Annotated in this window: 11 protein-coding genes; 9 read left to right on the forward strand and 2 right to left on the reverse strand. The window is 40.3% G+C overall.

Annotated elements, in window-relative coordinates; all coding sequences use genetic code 11:
• Positions 1-7: 7 nt before the first annotated feature.
• The 7 genes from BC659_RS02645 to BC659_RS02675 all read left to right on the forward strand — a co-directional run bounded on the left by BC659_RS02645 (position 8) and on the right by BC659_RS02675 (position 8,150).
• Complete coding sequence (locus BC659_RS02645; RefSeq protein WP_133473040.1) at positions 8-1,183, forward strand: hypothetical protein; 1,176 nt, start codon at positions 8-10, stop codon at positions 1,181-1,183.
• A 45-nt stretch (positions 1,184-1,228) separates the two neighbouring features.
• A complete protein-coding gene (locus BC659_RS17110; protein WP_133473041.1) occupies positions 1,229-1,402 on the forward strand; it encodes a DUF2256 domain-containing protein in 174 nt (57 codons plus the stop codon).
• Positions 1,403-1,494: 92 nt separating this feature from the next.
• Positions 1,495-2,508 carry a ligase-associated DNA damage response exonuclease gene (locus BC659_RS02655; protein WP_133473043.1) on the forward strand — a complete coding sequence of 338 codons (1,014 nt, stop codon included), beginning with the start codon at positions 1,495-1,497 and terminating at the stop codon, positions 2,506-2,508.
• Positions 2,505-4,103, forward strand: coding sequence for an ATP-dependent DNA ligase (locus tag BC659_RS02660; protein ID WP_133473044.1), 1,599 nt, complete (start codon positions 2,505-2,507; stop codon positions 4,101-4,103). Before BC659_RS02655 ends, BC659_RS02660 begins: the two co-directional genes overlap by 4 nt.
• Complete coding sequence (locus BC659_RS02665; RefSeq protein ID WP_133473046.1) at positions 4,100-6,565, forward strand: ligase-associated DNA damage response DEXH box helicase; 2,466 nt, start codon at positions 4,100-4,102, stop codon at positions 6,563-6,565. The genes BC659_RS02660 and BC659_RS02665 overlap by 4 nt, the downstream gene beginning before the upstream one ends.
• Before the next feature lie 35 nt (positions 6,566-6,600).
• Positions 6,601-7,254, forward strand: coding sequence for a ligase-associated DNA damage response endonuclease PdeM (gene pdeM, locus BC659_RS02670; RefSeq protein WP_133473048.1), 654 nt, complete (start codon positions 6,601-6,603; stop codon positions 7,252-7,254).
• Positions 7,251-8,150, forward strand: coding sequence for a histone deacetylase family protein (locus BC659_RS02675; RefSeq protein WP_133473050.1), 900 nt, complete (start codon positions 7,251-7,253; stop codon positions 8,148-8,150). Before pdeM ends, BC659_RS02675 begins: the two co-directional genes overlap by 4 nt.
• An 11-nt stretch (positions 8,151-8,161) precedes the next feature.
• Here BC659_RS02675 and BC659_RS02680 read toward each other — a convergent pair whose 3' ends face one another.
• Entirely contained in the window at positions 8,162-10,627 is a 2,466-nt protein-coding gene (locus tag BC659_RS02680; RefSeq protein ID WP_133473052.1) for a DUF5916 domain-containing protein, read from the reverse strand.
• A gap of 107 nt (positions 10,628-10,734) precedes the next feature.
• Positions 10,735-11,490, reverse strand: coding sequence for an XRE family transcriptional regulator (locus tag BC659_RS02685; protein ID WP_133473054.1), 756 nt, complete (start codon positions 11,488-11,490; stop codon positions 10,735-10,737).
• A 143-nt stretch (positions 11,491-11,633) separates the two neighbouring features.
• Between BC659_RS02685 and surE the strand changes: the two genes are divergently transcribed.
• Both surE and BC659_RS02695 read left to right on the forward strand, forming a co-directional pair.
• Positions 11,634-12,422 carry a 5'/3'-nucleotidase SurE gene (surE, locus tag BC659_RS02690; RefSeq protein WP_133473056.1) on the forward strand — a complete coding sequence of 263 codons (789 nt, stop codon included), beginning with the start codon at positions 11,634-11,636 and terminating at the stop codon, positions 12,420-12,422.
• Positions 12,410-12,715, forward strand: coding sequence for a hypothetical protein (locus BC659_RS02695; RefSeq protein WP_133473057.1), 306 nt, complete (start codon positions 12,410-12,412; stop codon positions 12,713-12,715). Before surE ends, BC659_RS02695 begins: the two co-directional genes overlap by 13 nt.
• Positions 12,716-12,759 lie beyond the last annotated feature (44 nt).

A 12,759-nucleotide genomic window follows, 5' to 3' on the forward strand; every position in this document is an offset into this window, starting at 1 on the left:
TCAGATAATGAGTCATTGCATCAAAATCATATTATCTATTCTGTTATTCACCTCTTTTTCAGTGAATACAAATGCACAGGTAAATGCCAGGGTGTACAAGATTGCCGTATTTGCCCCTGTATACCTGGATTCTGCCTTTACGCAAGATGGTAATTACCGCCTCGGAAACCAGATTTTACCAAGGTATATGATGCCAGGGCTTGATTTTTATAACGGTATCATGATGGCTGTTGATTCACTCAATAAGGAAGAGGCTCCGATAGAAGTATTGTTCTATGATTCAAAAGCCATAAATGGTAGTATCAGCAATCCCGTTATTGATTCTGCCCTCATTGGGGCTTCGCTTATCATTGCATCCTTTAATAACCGCTTAGAAATAAAACCACTGGCTGATTTTGCACTGGAGCATGAAATACCATTGTTATCATACACCTACCCAAATGATGCCGGCATTACCGAAAATCCGTACTTCATACTCATAAACCCTACTTTAAAAACGCACCTGGAAGGTATATATAAATACCTGCAGCGGGTATATCCTACCAGTAACCTTACTATGTTTAGAAAAAAAGGGGCTGTAGAGGATATGATACAATCTACCTTCAATAATATCGGGAGGGAAGCACAGACAGTGCCCCTCAAAATTAAAACCATCGAATTAACAGACAGTTTTACAACCAGTCAGATAATCAGTTATCTTGATAGCAATAAACAGAATATCGTAATCTGTGGTTCATTGAATGAAACTTTCGGCATTAACCTCGTAAAATCCCTAAGTGAATCTAAACGATATAGAAGTATAGCTGTAGGTATGCCTACCTGGGATGCTCTGAAAGGCGTAGATAAAAATATTGAAATCATTTATACAACACCCTACCACTTTATAAGAACCGATAAACTCGGACTCGACATTACGAATACGTACCGAAATAAATTTTCTGGCAGACCAAGTGATATGGTATTTAAAGGTTTCGAAGCCATGTATCATTTCACAAAACTCCTCATTAAATATGAGGGTAAACTCATTGCCAATAGTAACGATAAAAGCTACAAGCTTTTCAACGACTTTGACATCCAGCCTGTAAAGCCTTATAGCAGTGATACAAAAGCGGTAGATTACCTCGAAAATAAAAAACTGTATTATATCCGTAAAATAGATGGCCAGATACGCTCTGTTAATTAGTGGCCCCTACCACAACAAAATAAATTCCCGGTTGTTGTAGTTACTGTGAAATCTTTCAAAGGCAATAAAGCACATTTACCCACAAAAATTTGCACCACCTGCAAGCGCCCCTTCAGCTGGCGCAAGAAATGGGAAAAGGTATGGGATGAAGTGAAATATTGCTCCGACAAATGCAGGCAATCAAAAATACCTTCCGCAGCTAATAAGCTTTCATCATGACTCAGGCATTCTATTTATATTTATGAATAGCTACATCAGGTATGCTATTTGAAAATTGCCAATTACCATTTTACAAGATATAATATACAGGAATGTCACTCATCAGTTTTACAGATCATGGGCTTTACTGCAGTGCCGGAGATTTTTATATAGATCCCTGGCGTCCTGTTAACCATGCTGTTATTACGCATGCACATAGTGACCATGCCCGCTGGGGATCAGCCCATTATCTGTGTCATGCAGATACTTTCCCTGTTCTCAGGTTACGTTTGGGTAATATCAATGCCCAGGCAATCGCATGGGGTGATCCGGTTTATAAAAACGGAGTGAAAATTTCGCTTCATCCTGCTGGTCATATCATCGGCTCTTCCCAAATCAGGGTAGAGTATAAAGGAGAAATTTGCGTAATAAGTGGCGATTATAAAACTGAAGCCGACGGACTCAGCGGTAATTTTGAAGCCATCCGGTGTCATACATTTATAACAGAATCTACTTTTGCTTTACCCATTTATCAATGGGAAGCACAGCCAAAAATGTTCGACAGTATCGGACAGTGGATCAGTAATAACCAACAGAATAATACAGTAAGTATTCTGATAGCTTACAGCTTAGGCAAGGCACAGAGACTGTTACAGGCCATTACCCCTGTAACAGATCGTATTTTTGTGCATGGTGCCATCTGGAACACACATAAGGTATTACAGGATCATGGTATTCCGCTTCCGAACGTGCAAAGGGTTACGCCTGAAATACCCAAATCATCATTCAACAGATCCGTTGTAATTGCACCTCCCGGTGCTACAGAGAGTAACTGGATGAAAAAATTTCATCCCTACAAAACGGCGGTTTGCAGCGGATGGATGCAGGTGAGAGGAAATTTCAGAAGAAATAATACAGATGCAGGATTTGCACTCAGCGACCACGCAGACTGGCAAGGACTTATTAGCGCCATTGAAGCAACGGGCGCTTCCAAAGTATTTGTTACCCATGGCTTTCAGTCGGTATTAAGCCGCTACCTTAATGAAAAAGGTATTGAGGCTGCTGAAGTAAAAACAGCTTATGGAGAGGAGGACCTATTGTTGACTGAAAACCCAGACGAAGCATGAAAGCATTTGCATCATTGGTAAAAGCATTGGGGAGTTCAACAGCCACCAACGAAAAACTAAATACCCTTTCTGCCTATTTTTCAACTGCCGATCCTAAAGATAAAGTATGGGTAATTGCCATTTTCAGTGGCAGGAGACCCAAAAGGGCTATCTCAACCAGTCAACTGAAAGAATGGTGCATTGAATTAACTGAAACAAAAGACTGGCTATTTGAAGAATGTTATCATACCGTTGGTGACCTTGCTGAAACCATTGGTTTATTATTACCAATTAATGATGCTGATCAGGATAATAAACCACTTCATTATTACATTGAATTACTCATTGGTTTACAAAATAAAACTGAAGAAGATAAAAAATCATTGATTACTGATGCCTGGAAACAATTATCCAGGGATGAATTATTTGTATTCAATAAATTGATTACAGGCGGATTCAGGATAGGTGTATCACAGAAAATGATGGTAAATGCATTGGCCAAAGCTACCCATACAGATGCTTCTTTGATCGCCCATCGGATAAGTGGAAACTGGGATCCCAGCCTTGTTTCTTTTGAAGCACTGGTTCAGGAAAACACAGGTAGCAAGGATGATTCAAAACCCTATCCGTTTTATTTAGCGCATGCTTTGGATAAAACAGCAGCAGCATTAGGCGCACCGGAAGAATGGCTGGTCGAATGGAAATGGGATGGTATACGTGGACAGATTATTAAAAGAAATGATGAACATTATGTATGGAGCCGTGGAGAAGAACTCATGACCGATAAGTTTCCCGAATACCAGTCTTTTGTTTCATTGCTGCCTGATGGAACTGTTTTAGACGGTGAGATCATGCCGGCTAAAGAGGGTATACCCTTACCCTTCAGTATATTACAAACAAGAATCGGAAGAAAAAACATATCTAAAAAACAACTTCAGGAAGCTCCCGTTGCATTTTTTGCCTACGATTTGCTTGAATGGGAGGGTAAAGATATCAGGCATTTACCTACAGTGGAAAGAAGAATGCTGCTTGAAAAACTGATCCGGGATTTCACCGATAACCGATTCCTTTTTCTCTCCGAGCCCATCGCTTTTTCTAAATGGGAAGAACTTACAGCTATCAGAGATACTTCAAGAAGCAGGTTGGCGGAAGGACTGATGTTAAAAAGAAAATCGGGTATGTATCATGTAGGACGGAAAACAGGTGACTGGTGGAAATGGAAGATTGATCCATTAACCATCGACGCTGTTATGATTTATGCACAAAAGGGGCATGGCAGAAGAAGTAATCTTTATACCGACTATACTTTTGCTGTAAAAGATGGTGACAAACTGGTGAGCTTTACAAAAGCATATTCAGGTCTTACAGACAAAGAGTTTACAGCAGTGGATACTTTTGTTAAAAACAATGCAGTAGAAAAATTCGGACCTGTGAGAACTGTAAAACCTGAACTGGTATTCGAAATTGCATTTGAAGGAATTGCAGCTTCAAAGCGACATAAAAGTGGTGTAGCCTTGAGATTTCCCAGAATAAACAGATGGCGGACCGATAAAAAGCCTGATGAAATCAATACATTAGAGGATTTAAAACAATTATTGGCATTGTACGGAAAATGAAGCTTACAGATACACCTGGTTATAAAGTAATAAAGACCTGGTTGTCTTCGAAAGGATACAACCCTTTCGCATTTCAGGAAGAAACCTGGAGCCATATCATTGATGGTAAAAGTGGATTGGTGAATGCCCCTACCGGTTGCGGTAAAACATTTTCTGTTTTTTTAGGTGCCCTGATCAGGTATATCAATCAATACCCTGATGATTTTCAATCTGCCAAGAAAAATGGATTACAACTTTTATGGGTAACACCTCTTCGTGCACTGGCAAAAGATATCGGCCGTTCGATGGAAGAAGTGTTTCAAGAAACAGGCATTCCTTGGAAAGTGGGTATAAGAAATGGTGATACAGACACTGCAGAAAGACAAAGGCAAAAAAGAAATACACCGGAAGTATTAATTATTACACCGGAAAGCCTTCATTTACTACTCGCACAAAAAGGGTATCCTGAACTTTTCAAACCTTTGCAAATTATTGCAATAGATGAGTGGCATGAACTGCTGGGAGGAAAGAGAGGAGTATTGGTTGAACTTGCTATATCCCGGTTAGCAGCTCTGTCAGCATTACAGCAGCAACCTTTATCGATTTGGGGTATCAGTGCCACCATTGGTAATCTTGAAGAAGCCAGAGATGTATTATTATCTCCCCTGAAGAAGACGGGTATTATTATACGTGCGAAAGTAGACAAGCAGATTGAAATAAAATCAATCATACCCGATGAGATAGAAAAGTACCCATGGGCTGGACATCTGGGCATCAAGCTGGCAGAAAAAATTATTCCCATCATTGAGGAAAGCAACACTACATTGATTTTTATTAATACAAGGGGTATGACAGAAACCTGGTATCAGACCATTCTGTCAATTGCCCCTCAGTTGGCAGGTGCTATTGCTTTGCACCATGGAAGTATTGAACAGGAACTGAGAGAATGGGTGGAAGATGCTTTACACACACAGAAATTAAAAGCAGTGGTATGTACCGCTAGTCTCGACCTGGGGGTCGATTTCAGACCCGTTGATACAGTGATACAGGTAGGTTCACCAAAAGGTGTTGCACGTTTTTTACAGCGTGCGGGCAGAAGCGGGCACCGGCCCGGTGAAATGAGCCGCATATATTTTCTACCTACCCATTCCCTTGAATTGGTAGAAGCCGCGGCATTAAAAGCAGCTACTAAATCCGGTACTGTTGAAAGCCGGGAACCGGTACTCCTTGCCTATGATGTGCTCTTGCAATATTTATGTACACTTGCCATCAGCGAAGGATTTCGGGCTGATGAAGTATTGCAGGAAATCAAAAGCACCTATTGTTTTGCTGATATACAGGATCAGGAATGGCAAGACACCCTTTTACATATTACACAGGGAGGCTTTGCCCTTCAGCAATACGATGAATACAGAAAAGTAGAAATCATCAACGGAGTTTACAGAATAACAAGCAGGCGAATTGCTATGCGACACCGTATGCATATTGGCACCATTGTGAGTGATGCCATGCTGAAAGTAAAACTCATGAACGGAAAATTCATTGGTGTAATCGAGGAATGGTTTATCAGCAGACTGGAACCTGGCAATGTTTTTACACTCGCCGGCAGGAATTTAGAACTGATAGGTATCAAAGAGATGACAGTTACTGTAAAACCATCCACATCAAAAAAATCAATTGTACCAAGCTGGATGGGTGGTCGTATGCCTTTGAGTGCCAATCTCGGACTAATGCTTCGTAAAACTTTTGATAGAGCCCTACACACTAATTCCGGCGAACCTGAGTTACTGGCACTGGCACCTTTGTTTCAACTTCAGGAATCTTTATCACACATACCTAAAGAAAATGAGCTGCTCATTGAACACATAGAAACCAAAGATGGATTTCACTTATTCGTATACCCTTTTGAAGGTAGACTGGTACACGAAGCCATGGCCGCTTTACTTGCCTGGCGCATGAGTAGATTGATACCCATTACTTTTTCATTTGTAATGAATGATTATGGATTTGAACTTTTAAGCGATCAGCCCATACCCCTGGATGACAGTAATGCAAAAGAATTATTCAGTACCGATAACTTATTGAATGATATTACGCAAAGCGTGAACTCTATAGAAATGGCCAAAAGAAAATTCAGGGATATTGCAGTGATCGGTGGTCTTGTATTTCAGGGATATCCGGGAGAACAGAAAAAAGCAAGGCATCTCCAATCATCTGCTTCTCTCCTATTTAAGGTATTCAGCGATTACGAACCCAACAATCTTCTACTAAGACAGGCTTACCAGGAAGTATTTGACCAACAAATGGAAGAGATACGTTTGAGAAATGCATTAGATAGAATTGTAAACGGAGAAATCACCATTCAGTTTCCAAAACAATTAACGCCATTCTGCTTTCCGATAAAAGTAGACAGTATGCGTGAAAACATGTCTTCTGAACAATTAGAAGACCGCGTAAGAAGAATGCAGCAACAACTTCTCTGATCTTTGGATTCCTGATCTTTATCTTTACAAACTTTATGACTGCTCCTACACTACATATGATCCGGAATCATCATTTTTGGCTATCTCCTGAAAGGGTGCTGTTCTGGGAGGAAGAAAAAACATTGATCGTAGCTGACTTACATTTTGGAAAAACCGGGCATTTCAGGAAGAGTGGCATTGCGATACCACAGTCGGTTTACCAACAGGACCTACAGCGATTATTTCATCAAATCAGTTTTTTCAAACCCGAAAATGTCATCATTGTGGGTGATTTTTTCCATAGTCTTCAAAATAAAGAGATGGATTTCTTTCTCAAATGGAGAAATGATCTCCGAACACTCCCTTTTATGTTGATACAGGGCAATCATGATATTCTTAAAAAGGATTGGTACAGCAATGCATCCATTGATCTTGTCGATCAACATCTGTCAAACTCTTTTCTTTTTATCCATGATGAGGCTGACTTTAACGGACCAGATGAATTATTTGTTTTTGCCGGACATCTTCACCCGGGTTGTATTGTGAGAGGCACTGGTAAACAATCACTCAGGTTTCCCTGTTTCTACTTTACAGAAAAAAAATGCATACTGCCCGCTTTCAGTCATTTTTCGGGGCTTGCACTTATTGAGCCAAAGAAAACAGATCATGTATTTGCTATTGTGAACCAGTCAATCATGAAACTAAAATGATCCGGATTGCATACGATCCTATTTATGCGCATCCTTTACCAGAAGGACATCGTTTCCCAATGTTAAAGTATGAGCTCATTCCAGGGCAGTTATTACATGAGGGTAGCATCTCTGAAAAAAATCTCTTTACACCCATTCCTGTTAAAACAGAGACGGTCTTACTGACGCACGATAAAGAGTATCTGGATAAACTTATCAACCAAACCTTATCAGCAGCGGAGCAAAGAAGAATCGGGTTCCCGCAATCTCCAGAGCTTACGCAAAGAGAATTGGTCATTACCCAGGGCACTATAGACTGCTGCTATTATGCTTTTGAATATGGTGTTGCATTAAATATTGCTGGTGGTACTCACCATGCATTTGCAGATCGGGGTGAAGGATTTTGTCTGTTGAATGATATGGCTGTTGCAGCCAACTACCTGCTCCGTGAAAAGAAAGCGGCTAAAATCATTATAATTGATCTGGATGTTCATCAGGGCAATGGCACAGCCAAATTGTTTGAAAATAACCCGGATGTATTTACATTCAGCATGCACGGTGCGCATAATTATCCTTTTCACAAAGAACATTCTGATCTCGACCTTCCATTAAAAGATGGCACTACCGGAAAAGAATATCTTTCTCTTTTACAAGAAGCACTACCCCATCTGATCCAAAAAGTACAACCCGATTTCGCATTCTATCTATCAGGTGTTGACATTCTTGAAACAGATAAATTCGGCAAGCTTAAAGTTACGCTTGATGAATGTAAACAAAGGGATGCATTCGTATTTGATATACTTCGTACAAACAATATCCCTGTAACCGTTGCCATGGGAGGCGGCTATTCTCCAGATGTAAGAATTATTACAGAAGCACATTGCAATACATTCCGGCTGGCGACTGCCATGTATTAACCCCCCCTTGTTCAGATTTCTTTCTTTCTCTTTTGAAGGCTGAGATAATCAATAAAATAAATCAAACGGAAAGTTATTTCATTTCCATGCGGTTGCTGAAATACCTGCCGGAGGTTATTCATATAATTTTTATGCGACAAGCCGGAAATCGGGAAATCAGTTCCCAGCCAGTTCTTCCAGCCTATAATAAAACGGCTGCCATACTTGAAATCCCAGGTATAAAACATATCCAGGTTAAAGGCATTGAAATTCTGATCATACCCATTTACAAAAGGTTTGGCAATCAGCCATCCTTCGGGAGATACATCATAAAAGCTCTGATAGGTTACTTTACTCCAGTAATGACGCCCACGAAGGGTAAGGTTCATTCTGGGTGTAAAATTGTAAATACCATTGATCAGGGTAGTAAAATTGGTTACTTTCCGGCGTCCTGCAATGGGTTCTCCGTTTGTGTCGCGATATGCATAACCAAACTGTCCGTTGTCTTTATCGCGTCGCAATTCCAAATCAAGGCTAAAATGTTCGTTGAAGCGATAGCGCTGACCAATAGTCGTTACGACATATGGATCATTCGGAATGGGCGACTCTGCAAAACCAAAATTAAACCTTATAAAATATCTTTTTCTGCTATCACTGCTTCCACTGGCACTGGTAAACCAATATGGTGTTTTACGAATCATACGACCCGGTGTACGCAAATCAAAATAATCTCTCTGCCAGTCGGGTTGCCAATTGAAATTGATACTGAGGTCCCAGAAATTTTTAAAGAACCAGAATGCCCTCGCCTGAATCATAAAATTCGAATACACAAAAGGCTTATACAGATACGTGGGCGTAAGAGTTAGACTATAATTGTAACTAAGAAATTTTTTAGTGGGTGTAAATTGATTATAGCTAATTCTACCCACGGTAGTTACTTCATTGGGTGCCAGTAAAAACCCGAGATCATTGGCATCGTAGCGATCTGATTCTACTACATTCTGAAACAGGTACTGTAGTTTCCCACTCACTTTTGCATAGGATAACACATGAGTAAAACCATTATAGTTATCCTTTCCTGTTATATGACTATACCTTCCGCTCCATTTAAAATTATGTCGGTTATTTTTATCAAATAAGCTTACGTCAGCAGAACTCACATTTGCATTTCTGGATCCACCACTCCTCCATACATTGGTATTGGTAAAGGTAAGCGAGGATCTATTGGCTAATGCCTGATCGAGTACAAGTATATTGTAGTTCGTTAAGGGTTCTGTTTCAATACGCGTTTGTGTACCGGTGGTTTTATCTTCCACAACCGCATGCATGGGAGCCGCCAATGCATTAAAAACACCAATTCCTAATTTCTTTTTATTTCTACCGGAAAATTTTGATGCATTGTAGAGCTGTGTAATCCCAGGATTTGAAATGATAGATAGATTGGGATTATTATTCACCATATTACGCACAGCATTATAACCACCCGGCGTATTTCCTACCCTTCTTGAATAGAATAAACCTGCTTTATTAAAAAGCTCGATACCTTCGGTAAAAAAGGGGCGGTTTTCCTGAAACTGTACTTCAAAAGGAGACAAATTCAAGACTACATTATCTGAAATAACCTGACCAAAATCCGGTATCAGGGTAGCATCCAGTGTAAAACTTTCATTGATACCATACTTAAGGTCCATTCCGCCATTACGCAGGAAATCGGTTTTCTTTTCACCACTTGCATAAGGTACTACCCTTGTTCCGGCAGTTACATAAGGCAGAAAAGAAAGACGAAGTGGTGGTAAAATATTTTTAATACCCTGCACATTACCAAACTGATTTACAAAGCCATTCTGATTGGGATCAATTTTATTCCAGAACGAGCTTTCATTGTTTCGTCTGCTATATCGTTGAAAGTTAATACCCCATTCCTGAATGTCTTTCTTTGAGAAACGTAAAGCAGAATAAGGGATTTTCATTTCTACACTCCATCCATCTTCCAGCAACTGTACTTTACTTTCCCATACCGCATCCCATGTATAATCTGATGGTGGACCAAACTGTGAATTGAGATTAGGTAAGAGGCGGCCGTCTGATTGTACATTTCTGGTGGTTACCAGAAACTGAAAGCCATTCTGATCATCATTATAGGTATCAAAAAAAACGCTGAAGTAATCCACATCATTTCTTTGCTCACCATCTCTTGATGTGAGCTGTTTACGGATCAATTTGGGATCATCGAATAAATAGGCACCGATATAAATAGCCTGATCATTGTATAATATTCTTACTCTGGAACGCTGACTGGCGGGTATACCGAATTGCGGACTATTCAGGATAAAACTATCTGCCATTGATGCTTCTTTCCATATGGCTTCATCGAGGTGCCCATCAATTCTTATGGTACTATTGATTTTTAATGCGGAAATACTTCTTTCCTGTGCATCGGTATGGATAATAATAAAACAGCCAACGATGGCAAGCAATGTCGTAAACAGACGGTTCATGGTGGCGCAAAAATAAAGGAATAGGACAGTCCGGCAGGCAAAAATGTATCAATGGCACGAAAGCAAGAGAGTCATCAGTAAAACTGATGACTCTCTTTATGTAATGTTTAATTTAATTTTTTCTTCAGTGTAGTTACCTGTTCCTGCAGGTTATTGACCATACCGGCCAGTTGGTTTACATCCCAACGGGGGCCTGCATTGGCTTTCTGGAGGATATAGACAGCTTTCCACACTTCCAGTACATCTTCAGAGCTAACATTATAAGGCTCATATTGTGGATTGTCGCTGATAAGGGTGATTTTATTTTTCAGTCTGTTATTTTTCATAATACGCTTATACACAACCCCTTCATTTTTAGACAGCACAACATAAGTATTGCTGTTTTTCACATCTTCAAGGTCTTCTACTTTCTCTCCTACAATCACACTTCCACTGGGTGTAGGCAACATGCTATCCCCTACTATTTCGAAAGCACGGTATTGACCTGGCGAAAGCATGGGGAGGGTAAATGTGTTCAGTTCGTCTACAAATTCAGGATCAGCATAACCTGCCAGATAACCGGCTGCGGCTTTCACAGGTACAAAGCTTATCTCGGCTACTGTTGCCTCCATTTTCAGCTGGCGGCGTTTTTCCATATAAGAACCTCCGGTTTTGGCAGCCGTTAGGTCTTTCAATAGAAATTCTTCCATACTCAGTTTAAAAATCTGGCAGATCTGTTTTACCACTTCCAGCCTGGGCTCGGCCCGCTCTTCTTCATAGGCTCCTACCAATGATCTTTTGATTTTGAGCTTGTTGGCAAACTCTTCCTGCGTCCAGCCACGAAGCTTGCGCAGGTAGCGTAAATTCTTTCCGGCATTTGACATAGCTAACTGATTTAGTTGCAAAATACTAATTTTTTTAGTTTTACCAAAATTATTTTCAACCCACCCCCTACCCCTCCCTACTTCGTAGGGAGGGGAGACGAGCGAAGCGAGTCGGGGAGGGTTGAAGTTTGTATCTTGCACTTATGTCTAAAACAAGCAAAAAGAAGGAACCCGTTATCCTTGTTACCAATGATGACGGCATCAACGCTCCTGGTATCAGGGCATTGGTAGAAGCTGTAAAAGGATTGGGAAAAGTGGTGGTAGTGGCACCTGATAAACCACAAAGCGGTATGGGCCATGCGATTACTATTGGTCAACTGCTTCGTCTGCAAAAATCAAATGCATTTGAGGGCGTAGAAGCTTATAGCTGTAGCGGCACCCCTGTAGATTGTGTAAAAATTGCTGTCGATAAAATATTGCATCGCAAACCGGATATCTGTGTAAGTGGGATAAACCACGGTGCCAATCATTCCATCAACGTGATTTATTCAGGTACCATGTCTGCTGCACTGGAAGCTTCTATTGAAAGCATTCCCAGCATCGGTTTCAGCTTATTGGATCTAAGTATTGATGCTGATTTTTCAGCCGCCGGTAAATATGCCAGTATTATTGTACAGAAATTATTGAGTAGCAAAACACTGGATAAACATTTATGCCTGAATGTAAATATCCCTGCAGTAGAAGAAAAACTGATCAAGGGTATTAAAATATGCAGACAGGCTTATGCGAAATACGAAGAGGAATTTGACGAAAGAAAAGACCCACATGGGAAAAAATACTATTGGCTAACCGGTGAATTTGTAAACTTCGATAAGGGAAAAGATACTGATGTATGGGCTCTCAAAAACAATTATGTAAGTGTAGTACCTGTTCAGTTTGATTTAACAAATTACAAACTGAAGCAGCAACTCGAAACCAAATGGAAATTCTGATGTTGAAAAAAGATGATCTTCGTTTAGGACTGATACTGGGCTTTCTGGCACCTGTACTTGGCTTCTTTATATACTACCTGGTGAAGTTCAGGTTGTTTAGTTTCCAGGAGTTCCTGCATATTATTCGTGCCAATCCCTCTTTGCTAACAGGTATTATCAGTTTATCACTTATCACCAATGCCGTGGTTTTTACCATTTATATCAACCGGCAAAAAGACCGTACGGCAAGGGGTATTTTTATTGCGACCTGTATCTATGCTTTGATTACGTTATCGTTTAAATGGTTTTTATAAATTTTTTAGCCACAGATGCGCAGATTACTTTTGTATAATCTGTG

The sequence above is a fragment of the Sediminibacterium goheungense genome (assembly GCF_004361915.1).
Lineage (GTDB): Bacteria > Bacteroidota > Bacteroidia > Chitinophagales > Chitinophagaceae > Sediminibacterium > Sediminibacterium goheungense.

Coding starts and splice junctions, on each gene's coding strand:
- BC659_RS02645 (WP_133473040.1), top strand. CDS start 8: ATGAGTCATTGCATCAAAATCATATTATCTATTCTGTTATTCACCTCT.
- BC659_RS02655 (WP_133473043.1), top strand. CDS start 1,495: ATGTCACTCATCAGTTTTACAGATCATGGGCTTTACTGCAGTGCCGGA.
- BC659_RS02660 (WP_133473044.1), top strand. CDS start 2,505: ATGAAAGCATTTGCATCATTGGTAAAAGCATTGGGGAGTTCAACAGCC.
- BC659_RS02665 (WP_133473046.1), top strand. CDS start 4,100: ATGAAGCTTACAGATACACCTGGTTATAAAGTAATAAAGACCTGGTTG.
- pdeM (WP_133473048.1), top strand. CDS start 6,601: ATGACTGCTCCTACACTACATATGATCCGGAATCATCATTTTTGGCTA.
- BC659_RS02675 (WP_133473050.1), top strand. CDS start 7,251: ATGATCCGGATTGCATACGATCCTATTTATGCGCATCCTTTACCAGAA.
- BC659_RS02680 (WP_133473052.1), bottom strand. CDS start 10,627: ATGAACCGTCTGTTTACGACATTGCTTGCCATCGTTGGCTGTTTTATT.
- BC659_RS02685 (WP_133473054.1), bottom strand. CDS start 11,490: ATGTCAAATGCCGGAAAGAATTTACGCTACCTGCGCAAGCTTCGTGGC.
- surE (WP_133473056.1), top strand. CDS start 11,634: ATGTCTAAAACAAGCAAAAAGAAGGAACCCGTTATCCTTGTTACCAAT.
- BC659_RS02695 (WP_133473057.1), top strand. CDS start 12,410: ATGGAAATTCTGATGTTGAAAAAAGATGATCTTCGTTTAGGACTGATA.